This is a genomic window from Serratia liquefaciens ATCC 27592 (genome assembly GCF_000422085.1).
Taxonomy (GTDB): Bacteria; Pseudomonadota; Gammaproteobacteria; order Enterobacterales; family Enterobacteriaceae; genus Serratia; species Serratia liquefaciens.
In genome coordinates this window covers 3,153,678-3,173,964 of record NC_021741.1, presented here as the reverse complement: position 1 = coordinate 3,173,964, position 20,287 = coordinate 3,153,678, and the positions used below count along the sequence as shown (strand labels likewise).

The 20,287-nt window shown below is 57.6% G+C and carries 22 protein-coding genes; 5 read left to right on the top strand and 17 right to left on the bottom strand.

The window, feature by feature from the left end; translation table 11 throughout:
- Nucleotides 1–49 precede the first annotated feature (49 nt).
- The 4 genes from M495_RS14935 (at nt 50) to flgL (ending at nt 4,948) form a co-directional block, all read left to right on the top strand.
- The gene (locus tag M495_RS14935) at nt 50–1,150 is read left to right on the top strand and encodes a flagellar basal body P-ring protein FlgI (protein ID WP_041414699.1); all 1,101 of its coding nucleotides are present in this window, start codon (nt 50–52) and stop codon (nt 1,148–1,150) included.
- Nucleotides 1,150–2,091 (top strand): flagellar assembly peptidoglycan hydrolase FlgJ, encoded by a 942-nt coding sequence (gene flgJ, locus M495_RS14930; protein WP_020827514.1) that lies wholly within the window; start codon nt 1,150–1,152, stop codon nt 2,089–2,091. The genes M495_RS14935 and flgJ overlap by 1 nt, the downstream gene beginning before the upstream one ends.
- A 189-nt stretch (nt 2,092–2,280) precedes the next feature.
- On the top strand, nt 2,281–3,930 hold the full coding sequence (flgK, locus tag M495_RS14925) for a flagellar hook-associated protein FlgK (protein ID WP_020827513.1): 1,650 nt from the start codon (nt 2,281–2,283) through the stop codon (nt 3,928–3,930).
- Nucleotides 3,931–3,988: 58 nt separating this feature from the next.
- On the top strand, nt 3,989–4,948 hold the full coding sequence (gene flgL / locus M495_RS14920; protein ID WP_020827512.1) for a flagellar hook-associated protein FlgL: 960 nt from the start codon (nt 3,989–3,991) through the stop codon (nt 4,946–4,948).
- Between the two features lie 402 nt (nt 4,949–5,350).
- On the opposite strand, the gene sra is transcribed toward flgL, so the two are convergent.
- The 14 genes from sra to fliF form a co-directional block, all read right to left on the bottom strand.
- Nucleotides 5,351–5,476: a stationary-phase-induced ribosome-associated protein gene (gene sra, locus M495_RS25945; RefSeq protein WP_020827511.1), complete on the bottom strand. Its 126-nt coding sequence runs from the start codon at nt 5,474–5,476 to the stop codon at nt 5,351–5,353.
- Nucleotides 5,477–5,828: 352 nt separating this feature from the next.
- Complete coding sequence (fliR, locus tag M495_RS14915; RefSeq protein WP_020827510.1) at nt 5,829–6,611, bottom strand: flagellar biosynthetic protein FliR; 783 nt, start codon at nt 6,609–6,611, stop codon at nt 5,829–5,831.
- Between the two features lie 2 nt (nt 6,612–6,613).
- Entirely contained in the window at nt 6,614–6,883 is a 270-nt protein-coding gene (gene fliQ / locus M495_RS14910; protein WP_041414697.1) for a flagellar biosynthesis protein FliQ, read from the bottom strand.
- A 35-nt stretch (nt 6,884–6,918) separates the two neighbouring features.
- Nucleotides 6,919–7,695, bottom strand: coding sequence for a flagellar type III secretion system pore protein FliP (fliP, locus tag M495_RS14905; protein ID WP_020827508.1), 777 nt, complete (start codon nt 7,693–7,695; stop codon nt 6,919–6,921).
- Nucleotides 7,692–8,096, bottom strand: coding sequence for a flagellar biosynthetic protein FliO (gene fliO / locus M495_RS14900; RefSeq protein WP_020827507.1), 405 nt, complete (start codon nt 8,094–8,096; stop codon nt 7,692–7,694). The genes fliP and fliO overlap by 4 nt, the downstream gene beginning before the upstream one ends.
- Entirely contained in the window at nt 8,096–8,509 is a 414-nt protein-coding gene (gene fliN / locus M495_RS14895; protein ID WP_020827506.1) for a flagellar motor switch protein FliN, read from the bottom strand. The genes fliO and fliN overlap by 1 nt, the downstream gene beginning before the upstream one ends.
- Nucleotides 8,506–9,507, bottom strand: a complete 1,002-nt coding sequence (fliM, locus tag M495_RS14890; RefSeq protein ID WP_020827505.1) for a flagellar motor switch protein FliM — start codon at nt 9,505–9,507, stop codon at nt 8,506–8,508. The genes fliN and fliM overlap by 4 nt, the downstream gene beginning before the upstream one ends.
- A 5-nt stretch (nt 9,508–9,512) precedes the next feature.
- Nucleotides 9,513–9,995: a flagellar basal body-associated protein FliL gene (fliL, locus tag M495_RS14885; protein WP_020827504.1), complete on the bottom strand. Its 483-nt coding sequence runs from the start codon at nt 9,993–9,995 to the stop codon at nt 9,513–9,515.
- A 430-nt stretch (nt 9,996–10,425) separates the two neighbouring features.
- Nucleotides 10,426–11,640 carry a flagellar hook-length control protein FliK gene (locus M495_RS14880; RefSeq protein WP_020827503.1) on the bottom strand — a complete coding sequence of 405 codons (1,215 nt, stop codon included), beginning with the start codon at nt 11,638–11,640 and terminating at the stop codon, nt 10,426–10,428.
- Entirely contained in the window at nt 11,637–12,083 is a 447-nt protein-coding gene (fliJ, locus tag M495_RS14875) for a flagellar export protein FliJ (protein ID WP_020827502.1), read from the bottom strand. Before fliJ ends, M495_RS14880 begins: the two co-directional genes overlap by 4 nt.
- Before the next feature lie 22 nt (nt 12,084–12,105).
- Nucleotides 12,106–13,467: a flagellar protein export ATPase FliI gene (gene fliI, locus M495_RS14870; protein ID WP_020827501.1), complete on the bottom strand. Its 1,362-nt coding sequence runs from the start codon at nt 13,465–13,467 to the stop codon at nt 12,106–12,108.
- Nucleotides 13,467–14,171, bottom strand: coding sequence for a flagellar assembly protein FliH (fliH, locus tag M495_RS14865; protein ID WP_020827500.1), 705 nt, complete (start codon nt 14,169–14,171; stop codon nt 13,467–13,469). The genes fliI and fliH overlap by 1 nt, the downstream gene beginning before the upstream one ends.
- The gene (gene fliG / locus M495_RS14860; protein ID WP_012145670.1) at nt 14,164–15,156 is read right to left on the bottom strand and encodes a flagellar motor switch protein FliG; all 993 of its coding nucleotides are present in this window, start codon (nt 15,154–15,156) and stop codon (nt 14,164–14,166) included. The genes fliH and fliG overlap by 8 nt, the downstream gene beginning before the upstream one ends.
- On the bottom strand, nt 15,153–16,853 hold the full coding sequence (gene fliF / locus M495_RS14855; protein ID WP_020827499.1) for a flagellar basal-body MS-ring/collar protein FliF: 1,701 nt from the start codon (nt 16,851–16,853) through the stop codon (nt 15,153–15,155). Before fliF ends, fliG begins: the two co-directional genes overlap by 4 nt.
- A gap of 481 nt (nt 16,854–17,334) precedes the next feature.
- Here fliF and fliE point away from each other — a divergent pair, with 481 nt between their 5' ends.
- Complete coding sequence (fliE, locus tag M495_RS14850; RefSeq protein ID WP_020827498.1) at nt 17,335–17,649, top strand: flagellar hook-basal body complex protein FliE; 315 nt, start codon at nt 17,335–17,337, stop codon at nt 17,647–17,649.
- A 659-nt stretch (nt 17,650–18,308) separates the two neighbouring features.
- Here the strand turns inward: fliE and M495_RS14845 are convergent.
- The 3 genes from M495_RS14845 to fliS form a co-directional block, all read right to left on the bottom strand.
- Nucleotides 18,309–19,175, bottom strand: coding sequence for a helix-turn-helix transcriptional regulator (locus M495_RS14845; RefSeq protein ID WP_020827496.1), 867 nt, complete (start codon nt 19,173–19,175; stop codon nt 18,309–18,311).
- A gap of 311 nt (nt 19,176–19,486) precedes the next feature.
- Entirely contained in the window at nt 19,487–19,855 is a 369-nt protein-coding gene (fliT, locus tag M495_RS14840; protein ID WP_020827495.1) for a flagella biosynthesis regulatory protein FliT, read from the bottom strand.
- Complete coding sequence (gene fliS, locus M495_RS14835; protein ID WP_020827494.1) at nt 19,855–20,265, bottom strand: flagellar export chaperone FliS; 411 nt, start codon at nt 20,263–20,265, stop codon at nt 19,855–19,857. Before fliS ends, fliT begins: the two co-directional genes overlap by 1 nt.
- Nucleotides 20,266–20,287: the final 22 nt, after the last annotated feature.

Sequence of the window (20,287 nt, the reverse complement as noted above, 5' to 3'; positions counted from 1 at the left end):
GAGCTGCCTGCGACAATAACGCCTTGTGGGTAAGGCGAATGAGGTTCCAATGTTAAAGAAATTTCTAATGGCGCTGGTGATTTGTGCGCTGAGCCTGCCGGCCGCGGCGGAGCGCATTCGCGATCTGGTCACGGTGCAGGGCGTACGCGATAACGCGCTGATCGGTTACGGACTGGTGGTGGGGCTGGACGGTTCCGGTGACCAGACCATGCAGACCCCGTTCACCACCCAGAGCCTGAGCAACATGCTGTCGCAGTTGGGTATCACCGTGCCACCGGGCACCAACATGCAGTTGAAAAACGTGGCGGCGGTCATGGTCACCGCCAAGCTGCCGCCGTTTTCGCGCACCGGGCAGAACATCGACGTGGTGGTGTCCTCCATGGGTAACGCCAAGAGTCTGCGTGGCGGCACCTTGCTGATGACGCCGCTGAAAGGGGTAGATAATCAGGTTTACGCGCTGGCGCAGGGCAACGTGCTGGTCGGCGGAGCCGGCGCTTCGGCCGGTGGCAGCAGCGTACAGGTTAACCAACTGGCCGGCGGGCGCATCAGCAACGGCGCCACCATTGAGCGCGAGCTGCCGACCACCTTCGGGGCCGGCGGAGTGATTAACCTGCAGCTCAACGATGAGGACTTTACGCTGGCACAACAGATCAGCGACGCCATCAACCGTCAACGCGGCGGTGGCACGGCTTCACCGTTGGACGCCCGTACCATTCAGGTGCTGGTGCCACAGGGCAACAGTTCGCAGGTGCGCTTCCTGGCGGAGATCCAGAACATTAACGTTAGCGTCGGGGCGATCGACGCCAAGGTGATCATCAACTCACGCACCGGTTCGGTTGTAATGAACCGCGACGTGATCCTGGATTCCTGCGCGGTGGCGCAAGGCAACCTGTCGGTGGTGGTCGATCGGCAAAATACCGTCAGCCAGCCAAATACCCCGTTTGGCGGCGGGCAAACGGTGGTGACGCCGAACACCCAGATTTCGGTGCAACAGCAGGGCGGCTCGCTGCAGAAGGTTAACGCCAGCGCCAATCTGAACAACGTGATCCGCGCGCTTAACGCGTTGGGGGCAACGCCGATCGATCTGATGTCTATCCTGCAGGCGATGCAAAGCGCCGGCTGTCTGCGCGCCAAGCTGGAAATTATCTGATGGCCGGCGATCTGATGGCAATGTCGGGCGCCGCCTATGATGCGCAGGCGCTTAATGGACTGAAACGCGATGCGGCGAGCGATCCGCAGGGCAACCTGAAACAGGTGGCGCAGCAGGTTGAAGGCATGTTCGTGCAGATGATGCTGAAAAGCATGCGTGCCGCGCTGCCGCAGGATGGGATCTTGAGCAGCGATCAGTCTCGGCTCTACACCTCAATGTATGACCAGCAAATTGCCCAGCAGATGTCGCAGAAAGGCCTGGGGTTGGCCGACATGATGGTGAAGCAGATGAGCAACGCCAACGCGGTGCCGAGCGAAACGGCGGGCACGTCGCCGATGGCGCTGGACGATGAGGTGTTGCGAACGCTGCCGAATCAGGCGCTGGAGCAGATGATCCGCCGCGCGGTGCCAAAAGCGCCGAGCGCTGCCCCGCTGTCGCTCAACAACGGCAACTTTGTTGCCCGGCTGTCTACTCCTGCGCGCGTCGTCAGCCAGCAGAGCGGCATTCCGCATCAGCTGATTGTGGCACAGGCCGCACTGGAATCCGGCTGGGGTCAGCGTGAGATCCCGGCCGCCGACGGTTCGCCGAGCTACAACCTGTTTGGCATCAAGGCGGGCGGCAGCTGGGACGGGCCGGTGACCGAGATCACCACCACCGAGTTCGAGCAGGGTGCGGCGAAGAAGATCAAGGCGAAGTTCCGGGTTTACGGTTCTTACGTCGAGGCGATGGCCGACTACGTCAAGCTGTTGACCAATAACCCACGCTACGCCGGGGTGGCCAACGCCCGCAGCCCGGAGCAGGCGGCGCAGGCGCTGCAACAGGCCGGTTATGCCACCGATCCGCAATATGCCAGCAAGTTGGTCAGCGTGATACAGCAGATGAAAAACGCCGGCGAGCAGGTGGTGAAGGCGTATACCCACGACCTGAAGGATCTTTTTTAGCCACTGGGCGCAGCATGCAGCGCCCCTACGCAATAGGCCGAATTTAAATGTAGGGGTCCAGCATGCTGGACCCGGATTTTTCCCTCAAGTTTCCCCCGTTTTTGCCGATAACCAAGACAGGCTGAGTGAACGGCTCAGCAGATTAATTGACTCCTGTGGGCCACCGGCGCCGCAGCAAAAGGAACTTCTATGTCCAACAGCTTAATCAATACCGCGATGAGCGGGCTGAATGCGGCTCAGGTGGCGCTCAGCACCGTCAGTAACAACATCTCTAACTACAACGTGGCGGGCTATAACCGACAGACTGCGATCCTGGCGCAGAACGGCGGTATGAGTACCATGAGTGGCTTCATTGGCAACGGGGTCACCGTGACCAGCGTTAACCGCGAGTACAACCAGTTCATCACCAATCAGTTGCGCGGAGCACAGAGCCAGGCCGGGGCACAGAACGCCTACTTCGAGAAAATCTCGCAGATCGATAACCTGCTGGCGAGCAAAACCAATACCTTGTCGACCAATATGCAGGATTTCTTTAGCAACCTGGAGAACCTGGTCAGCAACGCCGGCGATGACGCCGCGCGCCAAACGGTGCTGGGCAAGGCCAATGGGTTGGTCAATCAGTTCAATAACACCGACAAATACCTGCGCGATATGGACAGCGGCGTTAACCAACAGCTCAGCGACAGCGCTAACCAGATCAACAGCTACAGCCAGCAAATCGCCAAACTGAACGATGAAATTACCCGCCTGCGCGGCAGCGGCGGTGAGCCGAATGCCTTGCTCGATCAGCGCGACCAACTGGTGACTGAGTTAAACCAGGTGGTGGGCGTGCAGGTGATGCAGCAAGACGGCGACGCTTATACCGTGTCTTTCGCCAACGGCCTGACGCTGGTGCAGGGGAGCAATGCATACCAGGTGGAGGCAGTGCCTTCCAGCGGCGATCCTTCTCGCCTGACCATCGGCTATAACCGCGGCAATGGCGTCAGCGAAGTGCCGGAAGGGCAAATTACCAGCGGCAGCGTTAGCGGCGTACTGAAGTTCCGCAGCGAATCGCTGGATAGCGCACGCAACCAGTTGGGGCAATTGGCGCTGGCGATGGCGGACAGCTTTAACCAGCAGCACCGTGCCGGGTTCGATCTCAACGGCGACGCCGGCACCGATTTCTTCAGCTTCGGTGGTGGGCGCGTGGTGGATAACAGCCGCAATGCCGGCGATGCGGCGCTGTCGGTGTCCTACACCGATACCAGCAAGGTGAAGGCCAACGATTACCGGGTGGAGTTCGATGGCAGCAACTGGCAGGTCAGCCGCCTGCCGGATAACGTGAAGGTCAACGCCACGGCGAGCGTCGATGCCACCACCGGCAAACCGACGCTGAGCTTTGACGGCCTGAAGGTCGACATCGACGGCACGGCACAAAAGAACGACAGCTTTACCGTGAAGCCGGTCAGCGACGTGGCGGGCAGCTTGAAAGTCGCGATTACCGATTCGGCGAACATCGCAGCCGCCGGCAAAGACGACAGTGGCCGCGGCGATAACGAAAACGCCAAAAAGCTGCTCGATCTGCAGACCAAAAAGTTGGTCGACGGCAAAGCCACCTTCAGCGGCGCATACGCCAGCATGGTGAGCAGCGTTGGTAACCAGACGGCATCGGCCAAGGTTTCGGCGACTTCTCAGGCCAATATCGTCAAGCAGCTGACCATTCAGCAGCAGTCGATCTCCGGTGTCAACCTGGACGAAGAGTACGGTGAATTGCTGCGTTTTCAGCAATATTACATGGCCAATGCACAGGTCATTCAAACCGCCAGCTCAATGTTTGACGCACTGCTGAATATCCGTTGATTTCCACTTTGACCGGAGCCCTGGCGGTTCCGGTCGCTGATTTTGAGGAACCCGCACCATGCGCATGTCCACCAGCATGATGTACCAACAGAACATGTCCGGCATTACCGGCAATCAGTCGCTGTTTATGAAAGCCGCCGAGCAGCTTTCCACCGGCAAAAAAGTCAGCAATCCGTCCGACGATCCTCTGGCGGCTTCGCAGGCGGTGATGCTGGCTCAATCACAGTCGGAAAACACCCAATATGCCTTGGCGCGGACCTTTGCCCGTCAAAGCGTGTCGATGGAAGAGACTGTGCTGTCCGGGGTGACCAGCACCATCTCCGATATGAAAGCGCTGATCGTCAGCGCCGGCGGCACCAAAAGCGACGACGACCGCGATTCGCTGGCGACCCAGCTGCAGGGGCTGAAAGATCAGTTGCTCAACCAGGCCAACAGCACCGACGGCAACGGCCGCTATATGTTTGGCGGTTTTGTGAACGACAAGCCTCCCTTTGAAGACAAGGGCGGATCGGTCAGCTATGTCGGCGGTAACACGCCGGTCGAGCAGAAAGTGGATGCCAACCGCACCATGACCATTGGGCATACCGGCGATAAGGTCTTCATGGCATTGACCAGCAACCCGAAGCCGGAACCGGATGGCAGCGCCTCTGTCGCTAACGTGTTTGAAAGCATTGATATCGCGCTGAAGGCGTTGAAAACACCTCAGAAGGATGCGGATGATGCCACCAAGCAGCAGGTGAACGATGCGCTGGCCAAAGCCAACCGCGGCCTGGACAACTCTTATAACAGAGTGCTTAGCGTGCGCGCGGAGCTGGGCAGCCAACTGCAGGAAATGGATACGCTGGACAGTATCGGCAAGGACCGCGACATGATCAACAAAACGCAAATGAGCGCGCTGGTTGATGCCGATCTGGCCGAGTCGATTTCCAGCTATTTCATGCAGCAGGCGGCCTTGCAGGCGTCATACAAAACCTTCGGGGATATGCAGGGGATGTCGCTGTTCCAGTTGAACCGCTAATCCCCTTTGCTGTGCGGGGCCGATAGATCCACTCCAGTATGGTTGTTACGGGCGCAGCATACCGCGCCTCTACGCTAGCTGGGGTGGGGCGTCGAAATCCATAGTACCGGGTAATAAATAGCTCTTAGCCTACCGTGCAGTCACGGCGGGCAATCTCTTTGGGTGTGCTTAGAAGACGTTATTGCTGTGTAGCAGCGGTAGGGAATTCTTGAAACCGGGCGCACTTGTTTGGCACGTCACGCTTCCCCCACACAGGTTTGGCGTGACGTGCCTTTTTTTCGGCTACCCGAAATTATGTGCACTTATATCTGCCTGAATTTAACGGCGGGAAGCGTTAGAATATTCAAGGGTGAGTGCAGAGATAAGAACGCAAATTATATTTTTTTTGGGTAACCCCCGTGGTTATTTTTTCTTTTTTACCACAAGCCATTTTTCACCACTGGGTGACAAGGCAATCTGAGAACGGTTGGTGGCCCAGTGTGCCAGGCCTAAGGCCCTGCGTGCTCTTCGGTTGGTTTTAGCTTTCATTTTTATATTCCTTTTGTAGGGTAAGTAATAATTCCGTAGAAAATAAATGTGCCAGCTTCGCCGGGCATGCCGGTGATGTTTTTTAAATTATAATGAGCGTTAAAGGGATGCTTTTATTATCACGTCTCTGTTTTTTACAGTGTGTCCCACTCCTTATTTATTGAGTTTATTTTTTGATGTTTTTATTTAATAAGGACATTCTAGGGTGGGTATTTTATTATTCAAGCCAATAAGAGTAATTGAAGGCAAATAGTGATAATTTGCTTTTTCCAATTTTTTATACTGAGAAAGGGAATTTGTTGCCACTTTATCCGGCGTCAGGCGGCCGTTAAGCCGCTCAGTGAGGGTAACGCTAGGGGGTCATGCTGCCGACGACATCGGCCAGGCGATCGAAGAACTCGCCAAACAGGTGCTCACAAAACGGCGCCAGCATCGGCATCATCATGCCGATGGTCATAATGCCAATGGTCATGGTCACCGGGAAACCGATGACGAACACCGACAGCTGCGGTGTCATGCGGTTAAGCAGGCCGAGCGCCATGTTCAGCGTCAGCAACAGGCAGATCAGCGGCAGTGCCAGCATCATGCCGTTGATGAAAATCAGCGAACCGGCCTGGGTCAAGGCGAGAAAGCCATTGCCGTTAAGCGGCTCGGCCTGGATCGGCAGGGTATGGAAGCTGTCCACCAACAGAGAAATCAGCCACAGATGGCCGTTGAAGCTGAGAAACAGCAGCATCGCCAGCAGGTTGAGCAGCCGTGCCAACACTGGCATGTTCGGCCCGCCGCTGGGATCGAAGAAGGTGGCGAACGACAAACCCATCTGCATGCCGATCACTTCGCCGGCCAGCCGTATCGCCGCGAAGGCGAACTGCATGGTCAGGCCCAGCGCGACACCGATCAGAATTTGCTGGGCCGCCAGCCACAAACCGGCCGCAGAGAAAATAGGCACGGTGCTGGTGGGTAGCCCGGGGGCAATCAGTATCACGATCAGCCCGCCGAGGCCAATTTTCACCTTCTTGCTGATCTGCTTTTCGCTGAATACCGGCGCGGTGCTGATCAGCGCCAAAATACGCAGCAGTGGCCAGAAATATTGGCTGAGCCAGACGCCGAACTGCGCGCTGTCAAATGTGAGCATGGTTAACCAATCAGGTTGGGCAGGTTAGTGAACAGCGTGCGCATATAGTCCAGCAGCAGGTTCAGCATCCACGGTCCGGCAATCACGATGGTCGCGACCACCGCCAGGATTTTGGGAATGAACGACAGCGTCATTTCGTTGATCTGGGTCGCGGCCTGCAGCAGGCTGACCACCAGGCCGCTGACCAACGCGGCGAGCAACAGCGGCGCGGCCAAGGCCAACGCCACCTTCATCGCCTCGGTGCCCAGCGCCATAACCGATTCTGGTGTCATTATGGATCCCTCAGTGGCGGCAGGTATGCCGCGAATTACGAATAGAAACTTTGCGCCAGCGAGCCCAGCAGCAGTTGCCAGCCGTCCACCAGAACAAACAGCATCAGCTTGAAGGGCAACGAGATGGTTGCCGGTGGCACCATCATCATCCCCAGCGCCATCAACACGCTGGCGACCACCAGATCGATAATCAGGAACGGAATAAACACCGTGAAGCCGATTTGGAACGCGGTTTTCAGTTCGCTGGTGACGTAGGCCGGCAGGAGGATGCGCATCGGCACCGCTTCCGGCCCGGCCAGCGGCGGCTGGTTGGCGAGCTTGGCATACAGCGCCAGATCGGTTTCACGCGTTTGGCGCAGCATAAACTCGCGCAGCGGCTGTGAACCTTTATCCAGCGCGATGTCCAGGCTGATTTTGTCCTGGCTGAACGGCAGATAAGCGTCTTGATAAACCTTGTCGAACACCGGCGACATAATGAAAAAGGTCAGGAACAGCGCCAGGCCCAGCATCACCTGGTTGGGTGGGGCCGAGGGGGTGCCGAGGGCATTGCGCAGCAACCCCAGGACGATGATGATGCGCGTGAAGCTGGTCATCATCAGCAGCATGGCCGGCAAGAAACTGAGCGAGGTCAGCAACACCAAGGTTTGCACCGGCAGCGACCAGCTTTGGCCGCCGTTGGCTAATGGCTGGCTGATCAGACCGGGAAGTTGTGCGAAGGCGGTGGGGCTGAGCAACAGTAAAGCCGTTGCCAATACGCGCAGAAGTATTTTGCCTCGCCCACAGAAGGCGACACACTGAACGAGGGATTTCATGCCGATTTTTCCGGACGTTTGAGAACTTTTTGCATCAGTTGGCGAAAATCCGCCGGCGTGGTCACTTCGGCGGCGTCGGTGTCCTGCACCGGCGCGGGCAGGCTATGCAGCGGGGTGATTTGCTGGGCGGTGACGCCCAACACCAGCAAGGTGTTATCCACTTCGATCACCACCACGCGTTCGCGCTGTCCAACCTGACAGCTGGCGCGCAGATTGAGCAGTTTGCTGTTGCGTGCCTGCGGGGCAAACCCCAGGCGACGAAACAGCCAGCCGGCCAGCAGGATCAGCAGCAAAATGCCGCCAAGTGCGCTGCTGACCTGCGTCAGCACTGAACCGGCCGGCAGTGCCGGCTCGGTGGATTGCAAGGTGCCCGCGGTGGGCGTGGCGGTGCTTGGGTTCATCAGCGGCTCAGGCGGCGCATGCGCTCGGAAGGGGTGATGATATCGGTAATGCGCACGCCGAATTTGTCGGCCACCACCACCACTTCGCCCTGGGCAATCAGATAACCGTTGATCATAATATCCAGCGGTTCACCCGCCAGCCCGTCCAACGCCACGACAGAGCCCTGCGACAGGCGCAGCAGTTCCTTGATGGTCATCTTGGTGCGGCCCAGTTCAACGGTCAATTTGACCGGGATGTCGAGGATCAGATCGATATCCTGCAGGCTGCCGCTGGTATCCTGCGGCTCCAGCGATTTGAACACCGCATCGCTGGCAGACGTCTTTTCGGTTGCTTGCTGTTCGTTAAACGCATCAGCCCACAGATCGTCCACGGATTCCTTTCCTTCGCCAGACGGTTGCTTAGGATCACTCATTTGGGCTGTTCCTCACTCAGAGCATTCAAAATAGGGTTAATCAAATGTTCAACACGCAGGGCGTACTGCCCGTTTAACGTGCCGTATTGGCTGGTCAAAACCGGCACGCCGTCGACGTGAGCGATGAGGCGATCCGGTTTATCAATCGGTAATACATCGCCCGGCTGCAGCTTCAGGATCTTCGACAGGCGCATCGGGATATCGACGAAGTTGGCAATCAGCTCCAGCTCGGAATGCTGCACCTGCTTCACCAGCGTTTCACGCCAGTGGCTGTCTTCCTGCCGCGAATTCTCCAACGGTGGGTTGGTCAGCAGTTCGCGCAGCGGTTCGATCATGGCAAACGGAATGCAGATGTTGAACTCACCGCTCAGCGCGCCAATTTCCACCTGGAAAGGGGTGGTGACCACGATGTCGTTTGGCGACGTGGTGATGTTGGTGAACTTCACCTGCATTTCAGCGCGCACGTATTCCACGTCAATCTTGTAAATTGCGCTCCAGGCGTCGCCGTAGGCGTCCAGCGCCAGCCGCAGCATGCGCTTGATCACCCGCTGTTCGGTTGGCGTAAATTCGCGGCCTTCCACTTTGGTGGGAAAGCGACCGTCGCCCCCGAACAGGTTATCGACGGCGATAAACACCAGGCTCGGTGCGAACACGAACAGCGCAGTACCGCGCAGCGGGTTCAGGTGCACCAGGTTCAGGTTGGTGGGCACCGGCAGGTTGCGAGCAAATTCGTGGTACGGCTGGATCTTGATCGGGCCAACGGTAATGTCCGGGCTGCGGCGCAGCAGGTTGAATAACCCCATGCGGAACTGCCGGGCAAAACGTTCGTTGATGATTTCCAGCGCGTGCAGCCGTTCGCGCACCACTCGGCGCTGGGTGGTCGGATCGTACGGCTTGACCTCGCTCTCATTGAGGGCAACCGCTTCGGGTTCATCACCCGCGCTGTCGCCGTTGAGCAAGGCGTCGATCTCTGCCTGTGAAAGAATGCTGTCGCCCATAGTGATTACCGCAATATGAAGGCAGTGAACAGCACGTCGCTGACCACCTGCTTCGGTTGTCCCTTAACCAGCGGCGGGCTAAGCACGTCCTTAATCTGCGCCACCAGTTGCTGCTTTCCTTGTTCACTGCTCAACTGGCCCGCTTCCTGACGAGACAGCAGCATCAGCAGACGGCTGCGCACCTCCGGCAGGAAATCATTCAGTTGGCGGCGGGTACTTTCATCCGGCAAGCGTAACGTCAGGCCGATATACAACACCCGATCCGGGTTGTTATCGGGCGTCAGCAGATTGACGGTAAAGGTGTCCAGCGGCATAAACACCGGTGCGGCCGGGGGGAGTTCTTTGGCTACGGGCTGCGCGCCCTCCTGGTGCTGCTTGAGCTGCCACCAGCTGTAGCCAGCCGCGCCGCAGGCGACGAGGGTTATCAGCACCAGCAGTATGACCAGAAGGGAGCGTTTCGGTGCTGCCGGTAGGGTATTTTGAGACATAGCTAAATCAAATTCCTGTTGTTATACCCGTCGTCTTTCAAGCTGCAGCGTTGTTCCCTGCACTCACTCCCCCAGTCACTTACTTGAGTAAGCCCCTGGGGATGAGTGAGCTGGGCGCCTGGCTGCAACTTGAAATCCATAGGGTATATGCCCTTCATTTTTCAAGCTGCAACCTAAGATCTCGCGGGTATATAACGCGTGTAAAAGCCGCACGCATGACATTATTTACCCAAAATATTTGGAGTTGCATCGCGACGGCAAGTTTGTAAGTCCTCAGCAGCATAGATAACTATGTGACCGGGGCGCGCAAATGCAGCCAACAATGATGCAGCTTCAAGTATGAAGGGTAGCGGTATTATCGCGCCTATTCCGGCACGCAATAGCCAGAATAGGCAGGGAAAAGCGTGCCAGCTTGGGCGTTTGCGGCCACTCAGGCGAAAATATCAACGCCGCTGACGGCGCGGGCCATCGCCTGCAATTCCAGCGGTGCGCTGTGGGCATCGGTGGACAAATCGCCGTCACCCTGACGCTCGCGATAATCCGGGCGACCCTGCTGCCCGCCATTGTGCTGCTGCGCCTGTTGCCACTGCGGCATCTGGTCGCCGCCCACGCTGCTTTGTCCCAAATTGATGCCACTCTCAGCCAGCGCGTGACGCAGTTGCGGCATCGCGGCCTCCACGGCGGCACGAACCTGTCCGTGTGCCGAGGCAATATGCAGCTGTGCCTGGTTGTCATCCAGCTTGAGGGTGATTTGCAGCGCCCCCAGATCCTGCGGATGCAGACGCAGCTCGGCGCTTTGCTGACCGTTGCGATGGAACATCAGCACCTGTTGGTTCAACGCCTGCTGCCACTCCGGGCTGCCCAACTGGGCGTTTAGCTGCGGCGTAGGCGGGGCAGTGACCAACGCAGCGCCTGGCGCTGCAGCGATCGTTGGGCTGGAGACCGGTGGGGCCATCAGAGGGACGTTTGATGTTGGCGATTGGCTATCGGCGCCAAGCTTCAACGCCGCTGCATCCGGTTTTTCGTGCGCAACTGCAATTTGCTGTGGGATGTCGGCACGGCTTTCACTGCCGAGCGAAGCTGGGGTTACCGGCGTTGGTGCCTTTTGCGTGCCGGTTACCTCAGTCTGGCGCCCCAGTGAAGCGCTCTGGATCGTTGCAGCCTGAGGGGTATCTCGATCGCCTTCAAGGCTCAGTTCCGCCGAGCCGGTACCTGCATCAGGCATTGCTGGGGGAATAGCGATTGGCAGCATGGCGAACAGCGCTTGCAGCGTAGCGGCGTCGATCTCACCGGCAGGCCGCAGCGCGGCGTCGTGCGACAGTTGCTTCAACGTCGGCTCTTCGTCGTTACTGATGGCGGCTGGCTGGCCTTGCGTTAACAGCGAAGGCGCTAACAGCCCATCGCGTTCGCCGAATGCGGCCAGTAACTGCGTCAGTTGGTTGCGGCTCAGCGGCGCAGAGTCTTCTTCTGCGCTCAACGCCATCGGTGACAGTTTGCCTGCGGACTTGTCGGCTGGCAGCACGCGGGCGCCAAGCAGTTGAGCAAAAGCGGAAGAGAGCGATGACTCATCCAGCGGGAGCTGCGCGTCCGGCAGCAGGCCGGAGTCGCCCGGCAGCGACAGGCCCGGCAAAGCGTTCAGGTTCATTGATGTATATTCCTTTGTGCACTGCGTTGAGCGAACTCATCCATCAGTTTTTGATCCCGTTTGTTCTCCAACTGCAACTCCGCGCTCTGGGCTCGGGTATGCAGGGTTTCGAAAGCGTTCAAACGTTGCTGTTTGTCCTGCCATTGTTTCATCGCGTGGTCCACTTTCTCTCCCCACTGCGTCAACTGCTGGCGGTGCTGGGCGATCGCCTGTTCCAGCGTGCCGATAAACTGCTGGTAGTTCTGCCAGTTGGACGATTCCATACCGCCGCTCAGTTGATTATTCAGCTTCTGACGGTACTCATCCTGATAGTTGAGCAGCATGGAAAGTTGCTGTTCAGCGGCTTGCTGAGCTTTGCGCACCTGGCCCAGTTGGCGAGTCGCCTGTTCTACTGCATCCTGCGCCAGATCGCGCAGGGTAATCAGGGGGGACTGTGGTTTCATCGGGTTTGCGCCTTTGGTGACGTTAAACGATCAACTGCTGTAGCTGCTGGCAGGCGTCCTGATAGCCGCTGCGTTCGAAAATGCCTTGCTGCAGATAGGCTTCCATCTGCGGATACAGCGTCATGGCCTTATCCAGCAGCGGGTCGCTGCCTGCGACGTAAGCGCCTACGCTGATCAAATCGCGGTTGCGTTGGTAGCTGGCCAGCATCTGTTTGAAGTTACGCACCCGACGATAGTGTTCTTCGTCGATCAGCGAGGTCATGGCGCGGCTGATGGAGGCTTCAATGTCGATGGCCGGATAGTGGCCGGCTTCCGCCAGGCGTCGCGACAGCACCACATGGCCGTCGAGAATGGCGCGTGCCGAGTCGGCGATCGGATCCTGTTGGTCATCGCCTTCGGTCAGCACGGTATAAAAGGCGGTAATGGACCCGCCGCCGCTGATGCCGTTGCCCGCGCGTTCAACCAGTGCCGGCAGCTTGGCGAAGACGGAAGGCGGATAGCCTTTGGTGGCCGGCGGCTCGCCGATGGCCAGGGCTATCTCACGTTGCGCCATGGCGTAGCGCGTCAGGGAATCCATGATCAACAGCACGTGCTGGCCGCGATCGCGGAAATCTTCAGCGATGCGTGTGGCGTAGGCTGCACCCTGCATGCGCAGCAGCGGTGAGACGTCCGCCGGTGCGGCAATCACCACCGAACGCGCCCGGCCTTCGGGGCCGAGAATGTTTTCGATAAAGTCTTTCACCTCACGGCCACGTTCGCCGATCAGACCGACGACAATCACGTCGGCCTGGGTGTAGCGCGCCATCATGCCCAACAGCACGCTTTTACCGACGCCGGAACCGGCAAACAGCCCCATGCGCTGACCGCGACCGACGGTCAACAGGCCGTTGATGGTGCGCACGCCGACGTCCAGCACCTGTTCGATCGGCGTTCGTTGCAGTGGGTTGAATGGGGCGGTGATCAGCGGCGCACGGTAGCCAGTTTCCGGTGCGGGCAGGCCGTCGAGCGGCTTGGCGCTGCCGTCCAGTACCCGACCCAGCAGGGCCGGACCGAGCGGAAGCTGCTTACTGGCGCTTTGGCCTTCCGGCGAGATGCGGGCGTAAACCCGGGCGCCGGGCACGATGCCTTCCACTTCTTCCAGCGGCATCAGAAACAGCCGCTGGCCGTTAAAGCCGACCACTTCGCTTTCTACTTCCTGGACCTCACCGGCGTCGTGACGCTCGATCAGGCAGGTGGCACCGATCGGCAGCTGTAGCCCGGTGGCTTCCAGCACCAAACCTGTGGCGCGGGTCAGGCGGCCGTAGCGGCGTACCGTCGGGGCGTGTGCGATGCGTTTTTCCAGCGCATCCAGTGAGGTCAGCCAGCGGCCGAGGCGCAGGGTCATTAAACGTCTCCCGGAGCAGCCAGACGGCAGAGTTCATGCCAACGGGTTGCCAGGCTGGCGTCAAGATCGCCTTCGTCGGCGCTGACCTTGCAGCCACCAGGATGCAACTGACCGTCCGCCAGTAACCGCCAGCCGTGCAGGCTGAGCGTGGCACCCAACTGTTGCTCGATTCGCTGATAGTCATCCGGGTGCACGCGCAATTGCGGCTTGCCGCTGAACATCGGCTCTTGCTGGATCAACTGTTGGATCTGCGCCAACAGGGCAGTGCCGTCGCACACCGGCGGTTGGCCCAGCACCTGTTTGGCGGCAGTCAGGGCCAACTGCATCAGGCGCGAGGCAATCACGCTGTCGAGGGCGTCCAGCGTGTGCTGGAATTCCGTCACCAGATGCTGCCAGTGCGCGGTCAGCGGTTGTTGCTGTTGCTGAGCTTCCAGCAAGCCCTGTTGGCGACCCTCTTCCATGCCAGCCTGGAAGCCGGCGTCGTAGCCTTTTTGCTGCCCGTCCGCATAGCCTAACTGCTGGCCCTGCTGCTCGGCCTGCAGGCGGAGCTGAGTGAGCTGTTGTTCCCGAACCAGGCTGTCGTCCAGCGGTGCGCCGTCGGTGATTTCCACCGGCAGCGGCAGCGGGTCGAGCACCGGTTTGGGCTCGTTGAGATCGCTGAGCGACCAAGGCTGCCAGGGCAGGGTATTAATGCGATCAGACATAGGTGTCCTCGCCACCGCCGATAATCATTTCGCCACTCTCGGCCAAACGACGGACCACCAGCAGGATAGCCTTCTGCTCGTTCTCCACCTGCGACATGCGCACCGGGCCACGGTTGGCCAGATCGTCGCGCAGGATATCTGCGGCGCGTTGCGACATGTTTTTGAGGAACTTCTCGCGCAGTGGTTGTTCCGCGCCTTTGAGCGCCACCAGCAAGGATTCGCCTTCCACTTCCTGCAACAGGCGCTGGATGCTGCGATCGTCGACTTCCACCAGATTCTCGAACAGGAACATCTCGTCGATGATCTTCTGCGCCAGCTCGCCGTCGTATTCGCGCATGGCGTCGATAACCGCCTCTTCCTGCTGCGTTTTCATCAGGTTGATGATCTCGGCTGCGGTGCGTACGCCGCCCATTTTGCTGCGCTTGAGGTTTTGACCGTCGAGCAGGTTGTTCAGCACTTCGGTCAGTTCCGCCAGCGCCGCCGGCTGCACGCCGCCGAAGGTGGCGATACGCAGCATCACGTCGTTGCGCAGGCGTTCGTCGAACAGCGCCAGAATGTCCGCTGCCTGGCCACGCTTGAGGTGAACCAGGATGGTGGCGATGATCTGCGGATGTTCGTCGCGGATCAGATCGGCCGCGCTCATTGGTTCCATAAAGTTGAGCGTTTCCATGCCGGTGGTGGTCTCGCGAGATTCGAGAATGTCCTCCAGCAGGCTGGCGGCACGTTCTTCGCCCAGCGCCTTGACCAGCACCGAACGCAGGTAGTCGCTGGCGTTGACGCTCAGCGCGGCATACTGTTCGGCGTCGTCTTCAAATTCGCGCAGTATTTCATTGAGCTGCTTGTGCGACACCTGGCTCATGCTGGCCATGGTGCCACTCAGCTGCTGCACTTCACGCGAGGAAAGGTGTTTGAACACCTCGGCGGCGCGATCTTCGCCCAGCGTCATCAGCAGGATGGCGCTTTTTTCGGTTCCGGTCAGACTCATAGTTCGTTACTCATCCATTGGCGGATTACCAGAGCGACCACGCGTGGGTCTTTATCAGCCAAATCGCGGATCCGCTGGCTCTGGACTTCTGCACTGACGCGCTGCTGGGATTTCTTGTGCTGCGCCAGCTCCTCATTGCTGGGTTTGCTGCTGTCAGCCGGCTTGGCCATTGGCGTAGCGGCGGCGGCGAGCGCGGCCTTTTGTACCGCCTGACGGTTTTGCAGTTGCGGACGCACCAGTTTGCGCCACAGCACCCAGGCGACCAGCAGGATCAGCAGGTAGCGACCGGCATCGATCAGACGATCGATAAACGACTGGCTCTGCCAGAACGGCAGCTCGCCGCCGGTAATTTCGTTATCGGTAAACGGCGTGTTGACCACGTTGAGGGTATCGCCACGGGCGCTGGAGAAGCCCATGGACTCACGCGCCAGCGATTCGATCTGCGCCAGCTGCTCTTTGCTCATCGGCAGTGGTTTGCCGTCCTTATCGGTGCCGCGATAGTTGATGACCACCGCGACCGACAGGCGCTGTACCGTCCCGGCTTTATGCTGGGTATGGCGAATGGTGCGATCGACCTCATAGTTGATGGTTTCATCGCGGCGGGAGTTTTGCGGCCCGCTGCCCTTGGCTGCCGAACTGCGCGCCGTGGCCGTATCGGTTTTAGCTGCGTCGGCATTATTGCCGGCGGTGGCCGGTTGGGCGGTTTCAATCGGGGCAGCAGCCGGTGCGCTCGGCTGATTTGACAATGCGCCCGGCACGCCGCCGACCAATGGCCCGCCAATTTGGTCGCTTTGACTCATTTGCTGTGAGCGTACGGCGGCCTTATTTGGCTCTTGGTTAGGTTGGTACTGTTCGTCAGTTTGCTCGCGAGTGGAGAAGTCGATCTGTGCGGTGACCTGAGCGCGTACGTTAGCGCTGCCGACCATCGGGGCCAAAATCGCTTCGATACGGCGCTGATAGCGGTTTTCCACTTCGCTGGCGTACTTAAGCTGTGCGGCATTCAGATCGCGTCCGGTGCCGTCGGACTGCGTTAACAGGCGGCCGGCCTGATCGACCACCGTCACGTTGCCCGGTGGTAGACCGGCTACGCTGCTCGAGACCATATAAACGATGGCGTTGATCTGGCCGTCATCCAGGGCCCGACCCGGTTGCAACGTCAGGGTCACGGAAGCGGAAGGGGATTTTTGCTCGCGGACAAACAGCGAAGGCTTGGGCAGAGCCAAATGCACCCGGGCGTTTTGTACCGGCCCCAGTGATTCGATGGTACGGGACAATTCACCTTCCAGCGCGCGCTGATAGTTGATTTGCTCGCTGAACTGGCTGATGCCGAATTTTTCCTGGTCCAGCAGTTCGAAGCCCACGGCACCGCCTTTAGGCAGGCCGAGCTGCGCCAAACGCAGACGGGTTTCATGAACTTTTTCGGCTGGGATCAGCAACGCCGCGCCGTTTTCGGCAAAGCGGTAGGGGATGTTCATCTGCGTCAGTTGGGTGACGATGGCGCCGCCGTCGCGATCGTTAATGTTGCTGTACAGCACGCGGTAGTCTGGACTTTTCACCCATAACAGCAGCGCGACCACGATGGCGATGGCTGCGGAGGCCGCAATCAGCAGCGGGACTTTGGGGTTGGCGCGCAGGCGGTTCCACATGGCCAGCAGGCCATTATCGCGGCTTTCGGTAGCGGAGATTGAAGCATTCATTTTAGCCCGAGTCCTTCAATGACGCTCAGGATCCGGTGCGGGCCACGGCGTAGCTCCCTGCCAGGCTGATGAACGGTGTGGTTAGCGTTGTGTGACAAAACAGACTCCCTGATACACATATAAATATACCCTATGCCTTTCAAGTTGCTGCCAGGCGACCCGCTCGCTCATCCCGGGGTCTTGTAGGGGCGCGGCATGCTGCGCCTGAGTTAATCGGGGCGATTTTATTCGCCCCCTACAGTGATTGGGATGAGCGCGGGCAGACAACAACGCTGCAACTTGAAAAGCGACGGGTATAGCGGCGCTCCCATTTCTGGGCATGTTATTATTCGCCCTTAGGGCCCATTTCGATGGCCCGATAAGCCGGGTTTTTTGCAGTTAATTAGCCGCTTTAGGATGAAAATGCTGTGTTAGGGTGTTCAGCATCAAAGTAGTGCCTGATGCAACAACGTCCGGCAGCAGCGTTTTTATTGAGGTCATAATGGCAATTCAGGGTATTGAAGGGGTTTTGCAGCAGTTGCAGGCCACGGCGATTCAGGCAGGGCAGATGGGGCAAGGCGCATCCGCGCAGGGCATCAGTTTTGCCAGTGAGTTGAAGGCGGCGATCGGCAAGATCAGCGATACCCAGCAGGCTGCGCGCAAACAGGCACAGGATTTCGAAGTCGGTGCGCCGGGCATTAGCCTGAATGACGTGATGGTCGATCTGCAAAAATCGTCCATCTCGCTGCAGTTAGGGGTGCAGGTGCGTAATAAGCTGGTTTCTGCTTATCAAGAAGTAATGAATATGCCGGTGTGATGAGACTGGCCTTGTACCCGCAGCCAGAAATGAAAGCCTGAATTCTTTGCTGAACAGGGAAAGGCCGCTTAAGAACTGACCCTAAACCCACCCACGGTGGGTTTTTGCTTTTTAGCGAAAGGTAAGTATCGGTTCCGGATTCTGAGATGTAGAGCTTCTCTAAAGCCGAGACAAGTGTCTGGCCGGGAACATCAATCGCTGGAGTAGCAGGGCAGAAACCCCGGTTAAACTCACATTGCCATGGTATTCACGGGGTTATAATTTCCGGGTTAAGGTCGTTTCAATTACCGGATAAGATAATGTGTAGCAAAAGTGAACGCAGATGGCGGTTGTTCAGTATTTTAATTCTGATCGTTTTGGTTGTATTAATAAGCGTTTTAATTAAAGAAAGCTAAAATAACCCGGGCCACGTTGGGTGGCCCTGCCGCTTTATTTTCCCGCCAGCAGCCGCATGGCGTCTTCTTCATACACCAAACCCAGCAGCCACATGCCGAGCAACAACACAACTAGGGAAAACAGCAGTTTTTCGTTGAGCATGGTTTATTCCCTTCCGATGACTGAATGCCCGCCGATGCTATCCCACCCGCCTGTTTTGCGCCAATATTGCCTGTATAAACGACGCTTTCATTGTTCAATGATTTAATTTATCCCGGAGGTCATCACTCCTGGGCTTGCATCATGCTGAAAGGATCGGGGCGAATGGCCTGGGGTTCCATGGCTCGCTGGTGCCCACGAATGGCTGTGGGGGCAAAACCGAAGCGTTTGCGAAAGCGCTCGGCAAATCGCGAAGAACTTTCATAGCCCACGTGCTGAGCGATGGCGGATATTGGCCAATCGGTAGATTGCAGCAAGGTCAGTGCGCTGCTCATACGCACGTCGATCATTAGATTACGCAGCGCGGTATTCTCCGCCGACAGTTTGCGTCGCAGCATGACTTCGCTCATCGACAGGGTTTCCGCCACCTCGGCCGCGGTCCAGATATTATGCGGATCGGTTGCCAGACAGCGACGTACTCGCTGGGTTAAATTTCTGGCCTCGTTATGAATGAAGTTGATATTGAATTGTTTTAACCACAGCAATATTTCCAGCATTTTGTGGCGAATGATGACCGTGGGGAAACGATGCTTAAGCGTCAGCGCCAAACTGGTGGTCTCGAAACTGTGTATCAACGCGCAGGGCAGGTTACGTAACGCCATCACCGCGTCGAAGGGGCTCAGTGGCGCGCTTTCAGCCTGGGTCGGTGGTATGCTGAGTAACTGCGGATCGCAGGCCAATAGCTGGCAGCTGAATACCCCCTCCTCGGAAAGCTCGTTGATAATATCCACGGTTTGCCCTCCGTCGATAATCAACAGCTCACCCGCATGTGCCACCACTTCATGCTGTTGCCAACGCACGCGTTTGTGGCCTTGCTGTACCAGATACAGATGCGGTTGCTCAAAATAGACTGAAGGAAATAATAATTCAGTATGCTGAATGATGTGTGCCGATGCACCAATTCCTGGACAAAGATTAATTGTACGTTCCATCGATATTCATTTCGCAGCCATTATCTATGAATATCTTTACGCTTTGATTGGCGTTGGAGCAACATCTTTCCATAGGTTGTGAAACACAACGACGTGTTTTATCTATCAAAAATCAATTTCCTGCTGAACAGAAAACGTCCGTGTCGGAATGGTATTTATCCATTAAAGTGAGAGCAAGGCTCGAATTGTGCATTTTTTCTAATTACCCATTATCTGAATAATTCAAATGCCATGGATTAATATCCTGACTTAACCAGGGAGTAATAGTGCATGCTGCTATCTATTCTGCCTTCGTCGTTATTGCTGCGAACTCATCTGACTTGTGGGTCTCCCAACAACAGGGCGCGATCGTGAAACTGACCATAAGTATTATTGACCACGTTTTGCCGCGTCGACTGACCGATTAATTCTTTCAGTTGATTCATACGTTGTTGCAGCAGGCGCTTCAGTTCGGTTTCATTATCCAGGATCTGCTGCAACTTGTGGTGCAGCAATTCCTGTAGTGCCATTGAGGGACCGGCCTGCCCGGTAAAGGCGGCGGTTCTTTCCACCGCCGTCACGTAGGACAGTTCCAGCTCGACCAGGTCTTCCCATCTTTCCGTTTGTGCCAGAACGATCATCTGGCTACTCAGGCTATACACCTGCTGATAGGCGGCTAACAGCTGTTGTTGACGTTCCATTACACGGCGTCCTGAGTGGGGTGGTAGTTGGGGCCAATCTGGCGCCAAGCGTCAGCAATATTTTCCAGCAGCTTCACCACTTCGGTAATCGCCGCTTCGTCATTGTGCAGGTTGGCTTGCATCAGGCGTCGCTTCATATAGTCATACAGCGCCGCCAGGTTATCGGCCATTTCACCGCCCTGTTGATGATCGAGACCGCTTTTCAGGCCGTTATCGATAATATTGATGGCTTTAGACAGAGCCAGTCCTTTGCCGGCGATATCACCCTGATTCATCAGTATCCGTGCGCGTAACAGGGCGCTAAGCGCCCCGTCGAACAACATCACGATTAACTGGTGCGGGCTGGCGCTCATTACGCCACTTTCCAGACTGACCTGGGCGTAGGCCTGAGTTCCGCTACGGTTATACATGCGATTTTTTACCTGGTTAAAA

Coding starts and splice junctions, on each gene's coding strand:
- M495_RS14935 (WP_041414699.1), top strand. CDS start 50: ATGTTAAAGAAATTTCTAATGGCGCTGGTGATTTGTGCGCTGAGCCTG.
- flgJ (WP_020827514.1), top strand. CDS start 1,150: ATGGCCGGCGATCTGATGGCAATGTCGGGCGCCGCCTATGATGCGCAG.
- flgK (WP_020827513.1), top strand. CDS start 2,281: ATGTCCAACAGCTTAATCAATACCGCGATGAGCGGGCTGAATGCGGCT.
- flgL (WP_020827512.1), top strand. CDS start 3,989: ATGCGCATGTCCACCAGCATGATGTACCAACAGAACATGTCCGGCATT.
- sra (WP_020827511.1), bottom strand. CDS start 5,476: ATGAAAGCTAAAACCAACCGAAGAGCACGCAGGGCCTTAGGCCTGGCA.
- fliR (WP_020827510.1), bottom strand. CDS start 6,611: ATGCTCACATTTGACAGCGCGCAGTTCGGCGTCTGGCTCAGCCAATAT.
- fliQ (WP_041414697.1), bottom strand. CDS start 6,883: ATGACACCAGAATCGGTTATGGCGCTGGGCACCGAGGCGATGAAGGTG.
- fliP (WP_020827508.1), bottom strand. CDS start 7,695: ATGAAATCCCTCGTTCAGTGTGTCGCCTTCTGTGGGCGAGGCAAAATA.
- fliO (WP_020827507.1), bottom strand. CDS start 8,096: ATGAACCCAAGCACCGCCACGCCCACCGCGGGCACCTTGCAATCCACC.
- fliN (WP_020827506.1), bottom strand. CDS start 8,509: ATGAGTGATCCTAAGCAACCGTCTGGCGAAGGAAAGGAATCCGTGGAC.
- fliM (WP_020827505.1), bottom strand. CDS start 9,507: ATGGGCGACAGCATTCTTTCACAGGCAGAGATCGACGCCTTGCTCAAC.
- fliL (WP_020827504.1), bottom strand. CDS start 9,995: ATGTCTCAAAATACCCTACCGGCAGCACCGAAACGCTCCCTTCTGGTC.
- M495_RS14880 (WP_020827503.1), bottom strand. CDS start 11,640: ATGAACCTGAACGCTTTGCCGGGCCTGTCGCTGCCGGGCGACTCCGGC.
- fliJ (WP_020827502.1), bottom strand. CDS start 12,083: ATGAAACCACAGTCCCCCCTGATTACCCTGCGCGATCTGGCGCAGGAT.
- fliI (WP_020827501.1), bottom strand. CDS start 13,467: ATGACCCTGCGCCTCGGCCGCTGGCTGACCTCACTGGATGCGCTGGAA.
- fliH (WP_020827500.1), bottom strand. CDS start 14,171: ATGTCTGATCGCATTAATACCCTGCCCTGGCAGCCTTGGTCGCTCAGC.
- fliG (WP_012145670.1), bottom strand. CDS start 15,156: ATGAGTCTGACCGGAACCGAAAAAAGCGCCATCCTGCTGATGACGCTG.
- fliF (WP_020827499.1), bottom strand. CDS start 16,853: ATGAATGCTTCAATCTCCGCTACCGAAAGCCGCGATAATGGCCTGCTG.
- fliE (WP_020827498.1), top strand. CDS start 17,335: ATGGCAATTCAGGGTATTGAAGGGGTTTTGCAGCAGTTGCAGGCCACG.
- M495_RS14845 (WP_020827496.1), bottom strand. CDS start 19,175: ATGGAACGTACAATTAATCTTTGTCCAGGAATTGGTGCATCGGCACAC.
- fliT (WP_020827495.1), bottom strand. CDS start 19,855: ATGGAACGTCAACAACAGCTGTTAGCCGCCTATCAGCAGGTGTATAGC.
- fliS (WP_020827494.1), bottom strand. CDS start 20,265: ATGTATAACCGTAGCGGAACTCAGGCCTACGCCCAGGTCAGTCTGGAA.